This window comes from Butyrivibrio sp. FCS014 (genome assembly GCF_000526935.1).
Taxonomy (GTDB): domain Bacteria; phylum Bacillota; class Clostridia; order Lachnospirales; family Lachnospiraceae; genus Butyrivibrio.
Genome location: NZ_JAHA01000019.1, coordinates 1092564 through 1112228 on the forward strand (window position 1 = coordinate 1092564; position 19665 = coordinate 1112228).

The 19665-nt window shown below is 41.6% G+C and carries 15 protein-coding genes; 1 reads left to right on the forward strand and 14 read right to left on the reverse strand.

What is annotated here, in order from left to right:
* Position 1: 1 nt before the first annotated feature.
* The 5 genes from udk to T456_RS0117575 form a co-directional block, all read right to left on the reverse strand.
* Complete coding sequence (gene udk / locus T456_RS0117555; protein ID WP_024867308.1) at positions 2-622, reverse strand: uridine kinase; 621 nt, start codon at positions 620-622, stop codon at positions 2-4.
* A gap of 12 nt (positions 623-634) precedes the next feature.
* Positions 635-2131 (reverse strand): hypothetical protein, encoded by a 1497-nt coding sequence (locus T456_RS0117560; protein WP_024867309.1) that lies wholly within the window; start codon positions 2129-2131, stop codon positions 635-637.
* Between the two features lie 11 nt (positions 2132-2142).
* Positions 2143-3552 carry an MBOAT family O-acyltransferase gene (locus tag T456_RS0117565; protein WP_024867310.1) on the reverse strand — a complete coding sequence of 470 codons (1410 nt, stop codon included), beginning with the start codon at positions 3550-3552 and terminating at the stop codon, positions 2143-2145.
* A complete protein-coding gene (locus tag T456_RS0117570) occupies positions 3552-4505 on the reverse strand; it encodes a glycosyltransferase family 2 protein (protein WP_024867311.1) in 954 nt (317 codons plus the stop codon). The genes T456_RS0117565 and T456_RS0117570 overlap by 1 nt, the downstream gene beginning before the upstream one ends.
* 80 nt (positions 4506-4585) lie before the next feature.
* Positions 4586-6169: an NAD(P)/FAD-dependent oxidoreductase gene (locus T456_RS0117575; protein WP_024867312.1), complete on the reverse strand. Its 1584-nt coding sequence runs from the start codon at positions 6167-6169 to the stop codon at positions 4586-4588.
* 224 nt (positions 6170-6393) lie between these two features.
* Between T456_RS0117575 and T456_RS0117580 the strand changes: the two genes are divergently transcribed.
* Positions 6394-7602 carry a GDSL-type esterase/lipase family protein gene (locus T456_RS0117580; protein ID WP_024867313.1) on the forward strand — a complete coding sequence of 403 codons (1209 nt, stop codon included), beginning with the start codon at positions 6394-6396 and terminating at the stop codon, positions 7600-7602.
* On the opposite strand, the gene T456_RS0117585 is transcribed toward T456_RS0117580, so the two are convergent.
* The 9 genes from T456_RS0117585 to T456_RS0117625 are packed head-to-tail and all read right to left on the reverse strand — an operon-like array spanning position 7566 to position 19650.
* A complete protein-coding gene (locus T456_RS0117585) occupies positions 7566-8810 on the reverse strand; it encodes a lipopolysaccharide biosynthesis protein (protein WP_024867314.1) in 1245 nt (414 codons plus the stop codon). The genes T456_RS0117580 and T456_RS0117585 overlap by 37 nt on opposite strands.
* 4 nt (positions 8811-8814) lie before the next feature.
* Positions 8815-9765 (reverse strand): glycosyltransferase family 2 protein, encoded by a 951-nt coding sequence (locus tag T456_RS0117590; protein ID WP_024867315.1) that lies wholly within the window; start codon positions 9763-9765, stop codon positions 8815-8817.
* 30 nt (positions 9766-9795) lie between these two features.
* Positions 9796-10815, reverse strand: a complete 1020-nt coding sequence (locus tag T456_RS0117595; RefSeq protein WP_024867316.1) for a radical SAM/SPASM domain-containing protein — start codon at positions 10813-10815, stop codon at positions 9796-9798.
* Positions 10816-10846: 31 nt separating this feature from the next.
* The gene (locus T456_RS0117600) at positions 10847-12508 is read right to left on the reverse strand and encodes a hypothetical protein (RefSeq protein ID WP_024867317.1); all 1662 of its coding nucleotides are present in this window, start codon (positions 12506-12508) and stop codon (positions 10847-10849) included.
* Positions 12477-14036, reverse strand: coding sequence for a glycosyltransferase family 39 protein (locus tag T456_RS0117605; protein WP_024867318.1), 1560 nt, complete (start codon positions 14034-14036; stop codon positions 12477-12479). Before T456_RS0117605 ends, T456_RS0117600 begins: the two co-directional genes overlap by 32 nt.
* Before the next feature lie 3 nt (positions 14037-14039).
* The gene (locus T456_RS0117610) at positions 14040-15356 is read right to left on the reverse strand and encodes a sugar phosphate nucleotidyltransferase (protein WP_024867319.1); all 1317 of its coding nucleotides are present in this window, start codon (positions 15354-15356) and stop codon (positions 14040-14042) included.
* Between the two features lie 48 nt (positions 15357-15404).
* Positions 15405-16961: a hypothetical protein gene (locus T456_RS0117615; protein ID WP_024867320.1), complete on the reverse strand. Its 1557-nt coding sequence runs from the start codon at positions 16959-16961 to the stop codon at positions 15405-15407.
* Between the two features lie 28 nt (positions 16962-16989).
* A complete protein-coding gene (locus T456_RS0117620) occupies positions 16990-18561 on the reverse strand; it encodes a hypothetical protein (protein WP_024867321.1) in 1572 nt (523 codons plus the stop codon).
* Positions 18562-19650: a GDP-mannose 4,6-dehydratase gene (locus tag T456_RS0117625; protein ID WP_024867322.1), complete on the reverse strand. Its 1089-nt coding sequence runs from the start codon at positions 19648-19650 to the stop codon at positions 18562-18564.
* Positions 19651-19665: the final 15 nt, after the last annotated feature.

Consider the following 19665-nt stretch of genomic DNA (forward strand, 5'->3'; position numbering starts at 1 on the left):
TTTACTCCGCAAGCATTAATTTGAGATGTTCCTGAAGAATGCTGATACCTGTGAGGTTCTCGCCGCCTCTTGGAATGATGATATCGGCATATTTCTTGCTGGGTTCAACGAACTGCTCATGCATGGGCTTTACAGTCTCTCTGTACTGCGTCAGAATGGACTCAATGCTCCTTGCACGCTCCACCATATCTCTTCTGATCCTGCGCATAAGTCTCTCATCGGCATCAGTCTCAACAAACACCTTGATATCCATAAGATCTCTGAGCTGCTTATTTTCAAGGATAAGAATTCCTTCAAGAATGATAACCTTCTTTGGAACCACATGAACCGTGGCATCAGACCTGTTATGAATAGTGTAATCATAAACAGGCATATCAATAGCCTCATTATTCTTGAGCTTCTTGACATCCTCTATCATAAGGTCTGTATCAAAGGATTCGGGATGGTCATAGTTGAGCCTGCTCCTGTCCTCATAGGAAAGGTCATCATGGGCCTTATAATATGAATCATGGTTCAGCACCACGATGTCATCGCCGAACTTCTCCTTTATCTTTCTTACAATTGTTGTCTTTCCGGAAGCTGTACCTCCTGCAATTCCAACTACACAAGTATTATCGCTCATAGCATCCTCCATTTATTGTTCATAATCATTTCCATATGACTTATAGTACGAACGGCCCAATATTTCGCCGTTCTCCTGGCTATACACAATAATCTGTATGTCGTACTCATAATGCTCATCATCATACAGATAATTCGTATCCGGGTCCTCATCAGTATAAAGAAGTCTGAACATATGCTCCACAGGCCGATAATTCAACATACCCATGGCAGTTTTTACGCCTTTAAGCTCACCACTGTCCCTCGCCTCATATACATATTCTTTTCCTTGCGACTGATCCCTTATGAGAATATATGGCCCATCTGTCTCACGGAATGTATCTGTTCCGGAAATATTGCAAATAAGATTTTTGAATCTCTCATCTGAAAAAGCATCAGACCCTTCATTTATATATATAACGCAGCTTACATCCCTCACTGATAGATAATTAAGCTGCTGATACAGATTGTCGCTTTCCCTGGCCTTGTCTGCCAGTTCCCTGTAGAAGGCATCCGCCTTCTCCTGCCAATCATCATAGTCGGGATCACCTCTATGGTCCTCAAACTCTCCCGTATCCATAAGGATCTCTCCCAGGAACTGAGTCACCTTTGTAGCTCCCAGCGCATTCAGGTGCCCCGTATCATTAAGGTCTGTATATAGATCAATTATATCCCCATCCAGCATATAGTAAAAAGGGACGTCATATTTGGCTGAAATCTCCTCGGCGCTGATTGCTGCTTTCTTATCCTCTGTGGTAGCACTGCAGGGAAGGAAGGTAACAATAACTCCGATATTCCTGTTCTGGCACTCATCGATTATCTTCTCAAGATACTCCTCACCGACAGTATAAGTTTCAAGTCCAACCCAGCCCTCAGGATCAGGATAGGTTTTGGGAAAACGTTCCACATTATACCTCATCTCAGCCCCGAACATCCGGTTACGCTCCCCTCTTCCAAAGAGAGCCTCGTAATCATCCTTTGTAAGTTCCTTCCACCTGTCATGGTACGCAGTCATGGTAAAAAGAAATTCCATCCGCCGCAGTGGTGACTGTATCATATCTGTTACCGCCGCCAACTTGATATGATCTGTAGGCCAGGCATCCATGTTGAGATGAAGCTGTTCCAAAGCAACATTAGGGTCATCTTCGGTTGCGTTCTCCTCCATCACATCAAGGAATTTATAATCCTTCTGCATAAGGAATGTATCCACAACCACGTACTTTGGCGTAGTATAGTTTAACGCCTCCATGAGTTCCCAGTAGGTAGCCTGCATTACAGAGCCATGTCCTCCCATGTTGTAGGAAGTTATTCCGTAGTCCTCAAACAATACACATGGGTTACATGCATTTATCACATGAGATGATCCAAAAAATAGAACGTCTATCTGGTCCTGCGCCGCCTTATCAAAAAAGTCAGCATACTTATGGTCACTGTCCTTGCGCTTTACAAGAATGGAGGCCGCAGTGACACAGAAAGCCAGCATAGCCAGGAACAATATGCACTTTATCGTATTAAAAAGAGTCTTCTTCATAAATATATTTCCTAAAACTGCTGATAAATAAAGGATGAGGCATCATACCCCGGTCCCCAGATACCGAATATCAGTATCAGCAGAACAAAGAGAATCATTACTGCCCATCTGAACCAGATGCCCTCATGAACGAGCTTTTCTCTTAAATCTACGCCGTGGTAATTTATAACGTCATCTATAATAACAAAAATTATTCCCAGCACTCCCATGTTCATATCCATAACGTCAAGCCCGTGTGTAAAAAGACTCCCGTCGGAAAAGATCCATGGTGTGACCTCAAGGCTCTTTCTAAGCACCGTGAGCGCCGTATCCACAGTATCGGCCCTGAAGAACACCCAGGCTGCATTGACCAGCAAAAAGGTCAGGAATGCCTTAACAAATCTGTGGGAATATCCTTCTCTTCTTATTCCCAGCTTTTTGACCACAAAGTTCCTGGCGGGCATCAACAGATATCCGACAATTTGATAAACGGCGTGCAGCATTCCCCATATCAAAAAAGTCAGCGCCGACCCATGCCAGATACCGCTTATGGCAAACACAATAAGAATGTTCAAATACTTTCTGAATATTCCTTTTCTGTTTCCACCAAGCGGAATGTAAATATAGTCCCTGAGCCAACTTGAAAGTGAAATATGCCATCTTCTCCAGAATTCAGCAACAGAACCCGACATATAGGGGCTGTCAAAATTCTTCATAACATCGATTCCAAGAAGCCTTGCTGCGCCTATGGCGATATAGGAATATCCTGCAAAATCACAATAAATCTCAATACTGTAGAACAACGTTGCAATGAATACCACAGTTCCCGAATTATCGGAAGGTGCCGCGTACACTCTGTTCACAAAAATAGCAAGCCTGTCTGCCACAAACAGCTTAAGGACCAATCCCCATAATATCTGGAGTATTCCGTATCTCAATCTGTCAAAGTCCACGTTAGCAGGCTTGTCAAACTGAGGAAGGAGATTACCGGCCCTTTCTATAGGGCCACTGAGTATCAAAGGGAAAAAGGACACAAACAGCGAATACTTTATCGGATTGCGCTCAGGATCAACATCTTCGCGGTACACATCAATAAGATATCCTATAGCCTTAAGCATGTAAAAAGAAATACCGATTGCCCCAAGGATACTTCCGCTTCTGAAAACAAGCATGGCAACTACACTTATGACTATCGATAGAAACAGGATTGCTTTTCCCGCGAAGCTGCGATTTTCTGATCTTATGGTACCAATAAGAAGCCCCGCGCCATAGGTAACAAGAATTGATGCCATCAAAACAACGCCGGCTTTATAATCCAGCGCAAAATAAAAGCCAAGGCTTATAATTGCAAGCCATATATATCTGTATTTTCCGGGAATCAAGGCATTTATAAGTGCCGCTATGGGAAGCACAGCCCCAAATGCCAATAAAGCATTTATCATCAATCGGTTCCCTCATCAAAGTTAATTCGTTTCTCTTCAACCACAATGGGCCTTCCGATGACCCTGGTATTTATATTTAAAATATACTCTCCCATCAGTCCTATGAAAAAGAGCTGTATGCCTCCGATAAGGAACAGTCCGATTATCATAGGTGCATAGCCTGCATGGAAACTGTTCCAATGTGTCAGCTTCAGCACCAGATACACAATGGCTATAATAACATTGATCAGTGCACAGAAGAATCCTGCAAATGTACAGAGCCTTAAGCCCACCTTCGTGTAGGAAGTTATACTGAGCATAGCGGCATCATACAGGGTATAGAAATTATTGTGTGTATTACCCGCTCTGCGCTTTGGCTGCTCGTACTCTACTGTAGTCATGTTGAAGCCTTCGCCGTACTCTGCCACAATTCCTCGCAGGAATGGTATAGGGTCGTTCAACTGCCGCAGCAGTTCTATAAATGTCCTGTCATACAGACCAAAGCCGGTAAAGTGCTCTATCATCTTTACGTCTGACATATTTCTTATAAGTCTGTAGTACAAGGTCCTAAGGAGATAGACAAATGGATTTTCCCTGCTGGACTTCTTGATGGCGCTTACTATCCTGTGCCCCTTCTCCCATTCTCTCACCAGAGTCGGGATAAGCTCAACCGGATCCTGAAAATCCGCACATACAGGTATTACGCAGTCGCCGTCCAGCTGACACATACCGTAAAATGGTGATTTAAACTGTCCGAAATTGGTCACGTTGAAGATAGCCTTGATCTTCCTGTTACCTGCGCAGAGTTTTTCTATCTCGCTGCGAGTGCCGTCCGTCGATGCATTATCAATAAAGGCTATTTCATAGTCGTAAGAAGGAAGGTCCTTTTTTAGCATCCCTTCTACAGCCCCTGCAATAGCCGCCACATTTTCAACCTCATTAAAACAGGGAATAAGAATACTTATCTTCTTCATAATGTCCCTTTTAAAGAAACTCGGAGCTAGGTGTAGCTCCGAGTTTTATTGTCTTGTATGTCACCCCAGAAGGCCGCTTGTCAGTCTACCTCAACCTCATCTTCTGTGGCCTTGGATTCATCCGACTCGTGATATTCCTTCTCGGTATTTACGTTCCAGATGTTGCTGCGGTCCTCTGTACCGGAAAGGATATTCTTAACAGTCTCAAAAGAAGTACACATGGAGTGGTCAATATTGTTGTATCTGTGCTGGCCGTTTCTGCCGACACAGTACAGATTATCGATAGTATTAAGATAAGCAACCAGCTTGTCCATCTCATCATAGGTATCGAAGTAAGCAGGATATGCCTTTTTAACACGTTCCATGTGATAATCCATAACCTCAGAAGGACTACTGATAAGATCCAATGTTACCATCTCATCGATGGCCATCTTCGCAAACTCATCCTCCGTCATATTCCACATGGAATCGCCTTCAAAGCAGAAATACTCAAGTCCAACCCAAACTGTATTCTGGATATCCTTAACAAGGTAAGGAGACCAGTTGTTGTAAATCTGGAAACGTCCCATCTTAACTGTTCTGTCCTGAACATAGACCCAGTTATCCGGAACTATATTACCGATAGTCTTGATATCGGTCTTATTTACAAGATTGAGCTTGGGAACAAGCACGCCCAGGGTCATATAATCACGATAAGGAAGTCCGGCAGCAATCCTTGCAGGATCTGCAGGAACATCATTCATTCCGGCAACAAGATCCTTAACAGGCATTGAGCTGATAACTACATCACCGTCAATGTCTATATCCTGTCCATCCTGAAGATAGGTAACACCCTTTATGTGATTGCCCTCCTTACGGATCTTGGTAACCTTGGCATTCATGATGATGGTACCGCCAAGCTTTTTGATTTCCTCAGCGGTTACATCCCACAGCTGCCCCGGGCCAAGCTTAGGATATGAGAATTCTTCGATAAGTGAAGTCTCAACCTTACCTCCGGTCTTGCCGTGCTTCTTGTTGAAAGCGTTCTTGAGAACTGCCAGAATTGATACACCCTTTACACGCTGAGCGCCCCAGGAAGGGTCAATCTCGGACGGATGCCTTCCCCAAAGATTCTCTGTGTAATACTCAAAGAACATGGAATAGAGTTTCTTGCCGAAGCGGTTTACATAGAAATCCTCAAGAGACTTCTCTTCTCTTTTAAAGAGCATGGCATGAAGATATGAGAATCCGCAGGCCATTGTCTTTGAAAATCCCATGTTCTTGAAGGTCTCAACCTTCAGAGAAATAGGATAATCATAGAATTTCCTGTCAAAGAAAATACGGGAAACACGGTTACGCCTCAGCATAACCCTGTCTGTCTTCTCGGGATCGGGACCGCCCGCCTTCATCTTCATGGGGCGATTTAAGACGATGTCATCATAGGTGGGTGCACCCTGCTGGGGAAGCATCTTCTCCCACCACTCGTTGACCTCAGGTACCTTGGAGAAGAATCTGTGGCCACCCATATCCATACGGTTACCCTTATATTCAACAGTTCTTGAAATACCACCGAACTTGTCAGACTCCTCAAATACAATAACCTGATAATCCTTAGATTTGGTCAGAAGCTCATACGCAGCAGTAAGTCCCGCAGGGCCTGCTCCGATAATAAGCGCTTTTTTCATACGGAATACCTTCCTAAATTAATATTTTACACAACATAAGTAGTATACCCCACAGCGCCGTTTTCTTCAACAGTCTGCGATATCGAGGGATTAGTTGTCGCTTTTTCGTATATTTCTTAAGAAATTCTTAAGATTGCTCTTTTGATTCTTAATTTTTCTACAAAATTCACACAAATAATATTTTTTGGTGTTAGAATGTTTTTTGGAAAAGCGAGGATAATTATATGAAAAAGAATTTGAAACTTATAACAACAATTTTACTCACATCAACACTTGTTCTTAGCGGATGTTCTCTGAAAGCCTACGAGAACACCAAGACAGCCGAGGAATATGTAAGCGATGCGATTGCTTCTGTTGAAGAAACTACAGAAGATGCAGCTGAGACAGATTCCTCCATCGTTGTCATTGAAAACCTGTTCGAGCCGCTGCTTGAAGAGAGCACTTCTTCAGCTGAGAGTTCTACTGTTGTAAATGATGAACAACCTGCAGAAGAGACTGCTGAAGAAGTTGATAAAGTTGAGATTGTATTCTTTGGAGACAGCCAGTTTGCCAATGGCAGAAACGATGGCTCCAGCATCCCTGATATGATTGCTACAAGAGTTCCCAACTCAGTGGTCTACAACATGGGCATTGGTGGATCTACCGCATCACTGGAGGCATCCACCAGTATTATTTCACCGGATAAGGTCACCACTAACTGCTTCGTAGGAATGGCTTATGCACTAGCCTCAGAAGCAGACAGAAATACCATTCTTGCAGATAACCATGAAGTACTGAACATCATGAACAGCATAACCCCTTCCAAAGTAGACTATTACTTCATCGAATATGGTGCAAACGACTTTTTCAGCAATGCCAGACTTGATACAGACATGTACGATCTGGATCAAATTCACAACTACTATGGCGCTCTCAAGTCAGGTATTAATAAACTAAAGGAGATCAGCCCACAAGCTGTAATATTTGTAGTTTCACCATTTTACAGCGTATATAACTCTCCCGAAGGCCAATATATTGGTGATTCATACATTGTCAGCAATGGTATCGGAACCTTGGCAGAGTACGCTGAAAAGGCCAAAAATGTAGCTGATGACACCCAAGTATGGTATATAGACACTATGATTAGAGAGCATACAGATCTCTATCTTGACACAGCAGATCAATATCTCATGGACGGAGTACATCTTACTCTGAAAGGCCGACAGATATTCGGACGTATATTTGCTCATTACGTAAATTTCTGCGAGCACAATGAGCCATTTGCATATCTTGACACCGACTATATCAAGATTGCCGAATATGACACCGAGGAATACTACAGATATGATGAAGCTATGATGAAAGCTTACTACCCCGAATCCTGGGAGAAGTACATCAAAGGTGAATTCCCTCTGGCTCAGCCTTCAGAAGAAGCTCTCTCATGGGATAACTGATAAAGCCCCATGATAACAGTCAGCATAAATCGTAGTGCATTAACTATGACAAGACTATAAGCCATTCCGCTGATCCCCATATTTACAGTCATCGGGATTACAACTATGGCAAAGACTGCGGCATAGATGCAGTTTATTATCATCTGAAGCTTCTCATCCGAGAAGCTAAGCACCACCACCATAAGTGTTCCGGACAGGAAGTACAGAAGTTGTCCCAGGTTAGCTATTATGAAATATTCCCTAGCCTGTGCAAACACATCCGGATACATGATTTTTACAAACACGTAGGATACTGCGGTACAGACAGCAGTAAGCATAACTGTAACAACAATGAGTAACGTGCTTGATAGAAGGAACTTCCTTCTATCAAGCATTATTTTATATCCGGCAAGATAACTGATTATTATCCCATTAAGCGGTGTTGTAAGAAGTGCAACTATCTTTCCTATCAGACTTGCCACATAGAACACCGTCACTTCCTCAGCTCCTGCGAGCAGTCTTAAGAAAATCCTGTCAGCGTTCAAAATCACAGCTGATAATAGATTTCCTATAGAAATATAGAATGCCGCCCGAAGATTGTCTGCGAAAGCAACAGAACGCTCGAAATATGGGGGTCTTAGAATGCTGCCTCTGACAATCGTGTACAAGATACCAAGTACTTCTCCCTGCAGGATAACAGTCATCCATCCGTCAAATATCCGCAATCCCACCACATATCCCAAAGACACAAAAACAAAGAATAGAAAATAGTCCATAAACCGGATGTTCATCCGGTATTCCACATCGCAATAGTAGCGGATAACGGTTAGCGCCATAAGAAGTATAAGTCCAACTATTCCTGATGTTGCACCATCAAAAATCTTCCCATCGGCTACTCCGCTTCCAAGAAGCTTTACCATTCCGACGCTCACCGGTACGCAGATAAGAGCCACTATTCCCAAGAAAGCGTTGTAATCCCCATTGGATTCAATTCTCTCCTTACGAGCAACTATCCTTGAATAGCTCGCTGACGTACCAAAGCCTGCTCCCATAATAGAAACCGCTGAAATAAAATAAAGAACGGTGCCAAAAGCCTCTGCTCCCATCCGGGCATTAAGCCCGGGGTAGATCACAAGCTGAAGGACACCGTTATATATTACGATCGCCAGTATACTTAGTATTAAATCTCTTGAAATTTTCCCTGTAAGATTCTTCTTAGAAGAACTCAAAGTCTTACTCCTCTTCTTTAGAGTAGTCATTCTCCTTATGTCTCTGAAGCATATTTAGCTGCATCTCAAAGTCTCTCCTCTTATCAATAGCAAGGGTAGACAGTATTATCCCCGCAAATATACTCTGCACAGCAGCCAGCATAACAAAACAGCATACGATAAGTGTAGGTATCCTTGGAACAAGGTGAGTTGCCCAATACTCTCTTAATATAGGAATGAAAAATCCCATAGAAACAGCAGCAAGCACTAACGCTATAATACAGAAGAATCCAAAGGGCTTGTAACTTCTGTAAAGCCTCGCTATAGTCTTAAGCACTTTAAATCCATCTGCATAGGTGTTGAGCTTTGATACAGATCCGCTGGGGCGATCCCTGTAATCAATGATCACATTGTCAATCTGCATGTTGTTGTAAACAGCATGAATTGTCATTTCGGTCTCAATCTCAAATCCTTTGGACAGTACAGGGAATGTCTTAACAAATTCATAGGAAAACGCCCTAAATCCCGTCATAACGTCCCTGATATTGCAGCCAAAGAGCCTGTTGATGCTGGCTCTTACAAGGTCATTTCCAAAGTTATGGAATGGTCTCTTGTTCTCCTTGTAATACGTGGAAGAAAGCCTGTCTCCAACCACCATATCCGAATTATGATTAAGCACAAGGTCTACCATTTCGGGAGCTGACTCCATAGGGTAGGTATCATCACCGTCTACCATGACGTACACAAGGGCATCAATCTCGCGGAACATACGTCTGATGACGTTACCCTTCCCCTGCATGTACTCATTACGAACAACAGCCCCGGCCTTTGCAGCGATCTCTGCCGTAGCATCAGTGGAATTATTATTGTATACATATATGGTAGCATCAGGAAGAGCCGCCCTGGCATCCTTCACCACTTTTTCAATTGTCTTCTCCTCGTTATAACAAGGAATCAGCACAGCTATCTTATCCATGGAATCTCCTTAAGTCATATGATGATCATCTTACTTGATTCCATCATCATCATTGTTCTTATTTCCGATCTTCATACGCTCATGACCGCCAAGCTTATTGGCAGCTTCCTGATCACCTCTTAAGATTGCATTTACAATCTGCATTCTGAATCCGGCATCAATAAAGTCACAATGCTTGCAGAAGGGGTAATTCTGTCTTCCTTCAGCAATCTTCCTTCTTACTTCCTGGAATTTCTCCGAGCCCCAGGCTTCCTTAAGGCTCATCTTTGTAAGGTCACCAAAATCCGTCACCTCGAAGTTATCGCAACAGCAAAGCCCCATCTTACCGTTAGGCATGATCCACATATCCGTAAAAGGAAGAAGACAAGTCTCTTTGATAACCTTCTCAGTCTCCTTCTTGTTAGGAGCACTTCCTGCACGGTTTGTAAGTACTTCCTGCAAATATCTCATCTGGATCTGAATATCCAGATCCTTAAACTCGTCAGGATGAGCCTTAACATAATCATAGAGTTCCTGAATATTCTTATGAAGTTTCATCTCCATTGAATAGTTGTTGATAATCAGCTGATCAATGTAAGGCGCAACTTCCTTAACCTTATCTATAGTCAGAATAAGGCCGTTTGTTGACATAAAGATAAAGCTATCAGGGAGTTTTTCTCTGGCATATTTATGTCTCTCAACAATCTTTGTATCAAGAAGAGGCTCATTGTTTCCGTAAAGGGTAAGATGGCCCTTATATCCCCAGTCAGCAAGCTGATCTATGATATTCTTGTATACCTCGTCATCAATCTTGCAAAGAGGTCTCTTTTCTGCATGTACATTGGCAGTACAGAAGGCACAGGTGGAATTACACCTGTTGATAGTTTCTATATTTACCACGTTTGGCATGGGAACTTCCTTTGCATTAAGGAAGTAGTCGCAATATGCTTTCTGTGACTTACTTCTTGTTGCGAACTGAAGCTTCAGATATGCATTGCTGGCAAGCATAGGAAAGTGCTTCCTTGCAAACCACCCGAATTTTCCCATAAAACTGTTAACTCTTATTGGCATTTCTTAAATCTCCTTACATTCTCACTTGAATTTATCCTTCATCTGCAGGATTGTCATTCCTTTGATAAAGATAAAAAGTCTCGTCGTACTCATAGAACACACACCGTTCCTGCATTACAAGATCATATCTGTCTCCGATGCCCTCAGCGGGGCTATTGATGCTCAGAACAAAATCCGCCTCACCGCTGTGAAGGTAGGTCTTCTGATAATCAAGAACCTCCTGCATATTCAAGGTTTGTGTCTGAAAATAGTAGCATATTGGTTCAACATCAAGCACTGTGTAAAGGCCCGCATCAAATCCGAACTCATTGATGATTCCGGGATTTTCAATTCCCGTATTCTCAATATAATCCTTGAAATGATACAGCCACAAATCCTCTGCCCTAATCCCCATAACCTTTGGGTTAATAGATGTAAATACTGTGATAACAGCACCCACAATCAGGGCCACTATACTCATAGCAAAAGCAATCGATGTGTCAAGAATTGAGCCACCATAGGATCTTCCATGGGTATGCTTCTCTATTTTTCCCTTCAGGAACTTTTCTATTATATAACAAAACGGAATAAATCCAAACAGTACGAAGACATTTGTGGAAAATGAGTAGTATGGAAGGCTCACTCCGCCGATAAAGATCACCAACAAGAGGAAAAAGAGCTGCATCCCTATATTTATAAGCTCCATATCACTTATCTCAACAAAGAACCTGTTCCTCTTATTTCTGTTGTTGGGATCCTCATAGGCATATGTTGATATAGTTGATGCCAAAAGGTACAACGCCCCCAATACCATCAATACATATAACAGCTTGTTATTAAGAAAATGATTCTTCAGGATGTCATATATCTTGGCCGCTCTTTCCGCTAAAGTAAGCTTAGCCGAATACTCAAATACATTCTTATAGATATACACATAAAGCCAATCTCCAACAGCCCCGTTTACAGCGAAATATAAAATCCACGGCAGAGTTGCAAGGAGCATGCCTCCAAGAAATACCATACAGCTCACAAAAGCTTTTACCACTGACCTTGATCCAATAATATCCGCCACAAATACCATTACCATCCAGGCAAAGAACAGGCCCAACGAGTTAAACTTAATGTTTAATACACACCCCGCAAGGATTCCGCCAATCAGAACAGTTTTATAGTCCATTGGCTTGGGATAAATCTTTCTAAAATATCTTACCGAAAGATATAAGCCCCACACAATAAACGGGAAAAGAAATTCCTCAGCACTTCCACCCCAGTAAAAATTTCTTGCAGAATATATAACCGCACCGGTAATAGGCGTAATAATATAAGGGAAAGTGCTTGGCTCCAAAAACAACTGATAAATCCTGAGTATACCAAGGAGAGCAGCAAATGCAGCAATAATCTCCATGATAAACACACCCTTAAAAGTGACAGGAGATATAAGTGAAGCTACGCCATAGATAAAATACAGCATTATACCCTTCTGATCAAAGAGATCTCTGTAAGGCACCATTCCCCTGAAAATGCTCTTGCCAACAGTAAAATAGCTGTTGGCATCATCCCACATATTGAAAACATACAAAAAAGATGACCGTGTGCATATGGTCATGATCACAAAAGCACAAACAAAACACCAGACAAAAGACTTTAGCCTACTGTCTGCTATCTCATCACTAAGGTCATATTTAGCTTTTACCGTGTTTGTGAATATATCCAAAAATAACCTCCATACCGGCAGCCGCATAAGGCAGCCAGTAAATATAATATCTCATGGCATATCGGGATGAGCCCTCCCAGAATTCATGGAACAGCATCCCGCCAAAAATAAGGATCAGTAACAACATCTGCGGAGTTGTAAGACTACCTCGTCTTATCGCATTAACTAAAAATACCAGCACTCCCAGATAGCAAACTGTCATAAACACATTCATGACCCATGCCAGGATTCTTCCGCCCTTACCAAATACAAGAAAGTCGCAAAACTCTGATTGATTTTCCACATGACGACTTACAAGGTCAAGGTTATGGGTAGAAACACAAACAGGATCTGCCCACTGGGTTGCGAACTTCCTGGCAAAGAACTTTATCCCTGCCTTGGGGTTTGAAACAAAATAGGATAGCCTCTCGGATATATTGGCCTTAGCTACTTCCGCAGTACGAGCAGAATCCTGATCATTCTCATCAAAAATCCTGTATACATAACCGTTAAACCAGCCATCCTCAAGCTCACTTTCCTGAAGCCCCATAGCAATATAGGCTACTGAAGGATCGCCCTCAGGAATCTTATCAAGGCCTGTGAGATTGCAGAAATATCTGTCAACTGCTGCCTTAGCTCCAAAAGTCATCGCAAGAGCCACAATTGCCAAGACAATGCGTTTAATAAGTCGTTTAGGTATAGCCTTTGATTCTATATCCTTGTTCTTATATGTGTAATCCCAGGTGCTGCCTAACAGTACCACTGTAAGGGCAATCAGAGTGATCTCACTGTTAGTTTTAATAACAATGGCAATCGCTATACTTACAGCAGACAAAATACCATATCTGATCTTGTCCGTCTTAACAAATCTTATCATCGCATACAGCGCCAGAGTTTGTGGTGCCATACTGATGATATCTCCATAGATATACGTAACATAATTGTAGAAGAAAAGAGCGCCAAAGGAAAGAAATGCAGCAATACCTGCAATCCTCTCCTCTTCAAATATCTCCCTGGTTATCCCGTAAATCAGTGCCATTGTTATGATTATTGAAATAAGCTGCACGATATCCCAGGCAAAATAGTTTGAAGGTCCGAACAGCAAATACATCACCTGGCCAAAAGCCACATATCCTCTCTGCCAGGGGCATGTGAACAGGTACCCGCCTTTTTGTGTCATGGAGGAATAGTCTCCGGCCATAAACGCATTTATAACATCATCCAATGTCTTTGAATCGTTTACTGCCTGCGGATGTATTGCCAGGATAAGCATAAGACTATAGGCTGTCACAAAGATAATTGCAGCAGCAACGAAAAAACTGCTCTTATCAAATAGCTTAAATCTATATATTAGAAAGAAAACAGCAAATATCACCACAACAGATATAATCAAAAGAGGGATATTCTCCCGGCCATAGAATGGCTGGTCATTGTCACTGTGCATCTCGTAATAAACAGTGGTAAGACTGCTGATAGTCAGTACCGCAGCAGCTGCAACTCCTAAAATAGCCGCAATTATTAAGTTTAAGATTTCCCATGTTTTCTTCATCCATTACTCCGGAAAATCATATTTAATCTTATCCTGCTCGCTGATATCCTCACCCAGCTGAACTTCATTAACCACAAGCTTTGTATCAGCTATGATAGTATGCTTCTGTCCTGCCTTCATGGAGATGACATCTCCAACTGTAACCTGTCTCTTCTCGCCGTCAACAATAGCAGTTCCATTACCTTCCATAATGGTCCATACCTCGTCTCTTCGTTCATGACTATGGTATTTCAGCTTGTTTCCGGGCAAAAGAACTACTCTTATCACGAGAGCGTTGTTCTGAACATCTACTACCGTAAAACTTCCCCAGGACTTCTCGGCAAAACGGATATTGTCAGTTATCTTCTCTACGTATGGCTTGATATAACTTGATTGCTCCTTATCGGCTACAAGAATACCGTCATTGCTGGCTGCTACCACCATGTCCTTAATCCCCATAGCAATGATTGGAATATCAAGTTCATTTACCACATTGCTGTTGACACAAGTATCATCCATCTCTCCCTTGCCGATAAAGGACTCATGCATCTCCTCAGCAAAGGTATTCCAGGAACCTATATCCTTCCAATCTCCCGAATAACGTACAACGCCGATGGATTTCTCATGTTCACCTACAGCATAGTCGAAGCTTATCTTCTTACAATCAGCATAGTTATCTTTTAAATCTTTAAAGTCGGTAAATTCAATAAGCTCATGGGCTCTCTCAAGAATATAACTAAGCTTAAAGGCAAATACACCGCAGTTCCAAAGAGCCCCCTCATCTATATATTTCTGTGCGGTCTCTACATCAGGCTTCTCTCTGAATGCTGACACTGCGCTGATATGGTCCTTGGTATCAGGCTGGATATATCCATATTTCTCACTTGGATAGGATGGCTCAACTCCCATGAGGTTAAGGTTATAGGTTCCCCCCTTCACCATTTCCTCCAACTCTTTGAAGCAGCAAAAATACGAATCATCAACACAAGGGTCAACAGGGCACACAATGACTGCCTCATCCTCTGCCACCCCCAGCTCATCCTTAAGATATGCAGCAGCCAGCGCAATTGCAGGGAAAGTATCCCTTCTCGTTGGCTCCACGCATACATTAACAGCATCTCCTAATTGATTCTTGATGGATGACACCTGGCTCTTACTGGTGGCTATGGTCACACTTGCATCAGGATCCATTCTCCTGATCTGCCCATATACTCTCTGAACCATGGACTCAAGTTCATTCTCTTCATTTCTGAATATTTTAATGAACTGCTTTGATCTTACATCATTTGAAAGTGGCCAAAGGCGCTTGCCACTTCCACCGGATAGCAAAACTATATTCACAATAAACGCTCCTTTAGATCATTTTAACTATTTTATTATTGGGTAATACTACCTTTTCTCAAGCATGACGGACTCTTTGTCATAATATGCTGCCAGTGCGGTATTCTCCCAAAGAGTAGCATCCTCATAGATATCGCCCTGGAAAAGAAGCTCAGGCTTATTGTCATGAGGCTGTAAAACTGCAACGCTAACTGAATTGTCATTTAGTATTTCTAAGCGAGCCTCATTTTCTTGTCTATAAGCTGCTGCCTTGCCATTTACAAGATCATATATAGCTGATGTTCCTGAGTAATATGCCGGATTAACATATACACAGAGAAGCGAACCAAGCAACAATACGCATACAATCACAATTATGAATGCAGACGATATCTGTCCAAACATAGGAGTTTTGGCATCGCTACCATCGTCAATTCTCTGCCTTATCCATGTCATGTAATAGAATATCGTTACTGTCATCATCAGCACAAACTGAAGCCACATAGTAGATCTGATCCTAGGCGCATCAATATTTCCAACCGCAAACAACGGAGGAACCATACATACCGCCATCATACTGATTGAAAAAAGCCCAAATACGAAAGGATGCTCTAATCTGTTCTTAATGGCAGGTGCCATCTTCCAAAACAGCACTGCCAAAACCGCAAACTCCAATATAACTTCCCATCGTAGCATTCCATCCACACATACATCAAATACGCTAAAGTACGCTCTAAGAACAGCCTTTATGGGACCAATATTACCTATCCCGGTCCCTCTTATGCGGTTTCCGGGTGCTGCTGCTGACACGATTAGCCCAAGAAGGTTAAGTATAAACGGTAGCCACGGAAGGTTTATTCTCTTTATATCATCATGCACGCTTTCTTTCTTAAGGCTTCCACTCCATAGTTTAAACTTCCCAAGCTTAACCATAATCACAATAATCAGCCCAAGTACCGAACACACTGCAGCCACTAGAGCCGTCATATAGTTGGAGCCTCCAAGCAGGAACCCCAAAACGCACAGAAGGACCAGCCTACTTAACTTACATTTCTCAAACACATATCTAAGTGCCAAGCCAATCCAAAACAGGCAAAGTCCGAACATAAATGTATAATTAATAGCTCCGCTCCACCAGAAGAACGCTTCCGCTCTTGCCGCACCGTTTTCCATAGACTGAACCATTACAAGAAGCGTTAGAAATGCGGAAGCCAAAGATAAGTCTTTATCAAATCCAAAAGTTCTGACAAACAGTGCATCAAAAAAATACAGCACGCAGAGTGTCAACGTTGCTATCACAATAATCCCGGATAAGAAATACCACTTTTCTCCCCATATACTCGGACAAAGACAGGTCACAAAGTCAGAGAAGAAATATCCAACCCAATTATTGTATATGTAAACTGTCTTGGTAAAGACACTTCCCAGCGTTGCAAGTACACTCCCTGTAGAAACGAATGTCTGATGCACCTGCAATGGCATGGAGAAGTCATCGACTGAAGGCCAGTTATAAAAACCTATAACCATCATCGGTATAACACCGATAAGATATAGTGCTCCAAGACACATCATAAGCAGCTTCTTATTCAGTTTGAATTTCGGAGCGTATAATTTGTATGAGAACATCTATTTTTCCATTCTTATATAGATTGTATCAATATATCATTAGCTCTTCATTCTTGGAAGAATCAAAAACTGTAACTACATCCATTTTTCTGGAAATGACCCCGTGCCTAAAAAGTGTATCACCAATCAAATTGCCGGCATAACTTGGATATGGCCAGTTGTCATCGGCATTTTCATTTGACACTACATGTAAATCCATTTTCGTCTGGCCTAAATTATCTGCAGTGATAAACTGTTCAATAATATCTTTTCCCACTCGAAGTTCGTCTTCATAACTCATATTTGTCATGCTAAAGTCCGCATAAGATTTACAATAATTAAGCGTCTGAGATGTTACTATAAAACATACTAATGGAATGACAAGAGCCATATGTCTTGTATACTCTCGATTCTTATCATTATCTCGCGTTCCCTCAATAAAAGTCTCAGCTAACATAAGCGTAATCTCTATGAGTAGATAAAAGAATATCCCCAGTTTAACATCATCTCTATATAAATAACTGGGACTGGCGACACCACATAATACTACAAGATAAACAGATGTCAGAATGCAAGAAGCTATTATTTCCAAAGAAACAACAGAAAACATATGCATATCTTTATTGCTCCTCTTACGTTTTATCATTAAATATCTAAACGCAAAGGTAAAGATAAACAGAACAACAAGTAATGCAACCATTTTGTTGACCGAGACAAAATTTGAAAAAAACGCTTTCTGTGATCCATAGAAGCTACCTGTTGCCCCCTGTCCTCTGGCTATATCATTTCTCGGATCTTGCGTTTGAAATAATACAGCCGCAATCCACATGACTAAAGTCATTATAAACAACCAGGTATTTGAAAACCACAACCGTAACTTATAAAACCATTTTAATTCTCTATTTTCCCTAAAACACTCAACCAACATTCTCAATACATGTATTCCGGCATATGAAGCTATTACTATATTGCTAAACATATTGGAGTAGACCGAAAGATATAATAATAATATCAGTAATCCACCCTTTAATGAGCTCATATCGCCTGACCAAATACTGCTGGAAATATTCTTTCCTTCTATAGTTTCTTTTCTAATGAAGTACATTACAAGGCAAGCCCCTAACAACACTGATAAAGTATAGTGAAAAAAACAAGTAACATCTCTTGACCATAGCAGGTGAGTGTTCCCGTTCCAATCATTTTTATACATTAGAAAATGAAGCATTAGAAATATCAAAGAGACTTCATCTGACTGGAGAATAGAGCTACCAGTCAGTCCTTTTATAAGTTTACCGGCCATATATACATAGAGAGTCACAAATCCGGATACTACCAATGCATATATACAAGCCAAAGATATTAGATAATTATGAGTGATGGGATATATTATACTTACTCCTATCATCGAGCAAAGCGGCATAAAGGTCTCCGGAAACACTTTGATACTGCCAAATTGCCCCCACACGGGAAGCGGCCTTCGCCAATAACTTGCATTATACCAATCATCAGTATCAGACAATATTAGCGGATGTGCCACATAAAAAAATAAGAAAAGCCCGGTAAAAATACATATCCAAAACGCTATATGAATATACTTTTTAATCCTAGTAACCTTATCCATTCATTGATTCCTTTTAACTCCATAATACATTTTATACCATTTGGCAAAAGCCCGTAGTCCCTCTCTCAACGGAGTAGAAGGTTTAAACCCAAAATCTTCTTCAAGTGCAGAAGTATCCGCATATGTTATCTCTACATCTCCTGGTTGCATAGGAACCAGTTCCTTATGCGCCTCGAAATCATAATCTTCCGGCAACACTCCTGCAGCAATCAGTTCCTGCTGAAGTATATCAACAAAATCAAGCAAGTTTACCGGGGCATTGTTTCCGATATTGTAGACCTTGTACTTAACTCTATCCTCATTTTCATCAGGTGATTTCTGCATTACGTCTATAACGCCTTCGACAATGTCATCTACGTAAGTAAAATCCCTCTTGCAGTTTCCATAGTTAAATATCTTTATAGTATCACCGGCAACCAGCTTGTTAGTAAATCCGAAGTAAGCCATATCCGGTCTTCCTGCAGGTCCATACACTGTAAAAAATCTAAGGCCTGTAGCAGGTATTCCGTAAAGTTTCGAATATGCATGCGCCATAAGCTCATTGCTCTTCTTTGTTGCTGCATATAAAGACACCGGATTGTCTACCTTGTCCTCAACGCTATAAGGGACTTTCTTATTGTTCCCATATACACTCGATGATGATGCATAGACAAGATGCTGCACTCCATCATATCCGGATTCATCGTCATAAGAATGTCTGCAAGCTTCCAAAATGTTATAAAATCCTATGATATTGGCATCAATATAGGCATCTGGGTTCTCAATTGAATATCTAACTCCGGCCTGAGCCGCCAGATTAACAACAATATCAGGTTTAAACTCAGAAAAGACATTTTCAACCAGTGCTTTATCCGCAATATTGCCACGGACAAGTTCAAACTGATCATCTACAGAGACAACCGCTGCCACCTCGTCAAGTCTGTACTGCTTGATGCGAATATCGTAATAGTTATTGACGTTATCTATTCCCATAATCTTGCAATACGGATATCGCCCAACTAGTTCCATGACAAGGTTAGCGCCAATAAATCCTGCAGCCCCCGTCACTAATATTCTTTTTTCATTCAATTCTATGTTTTTCTTCAACATCTATCATTTTCTCTT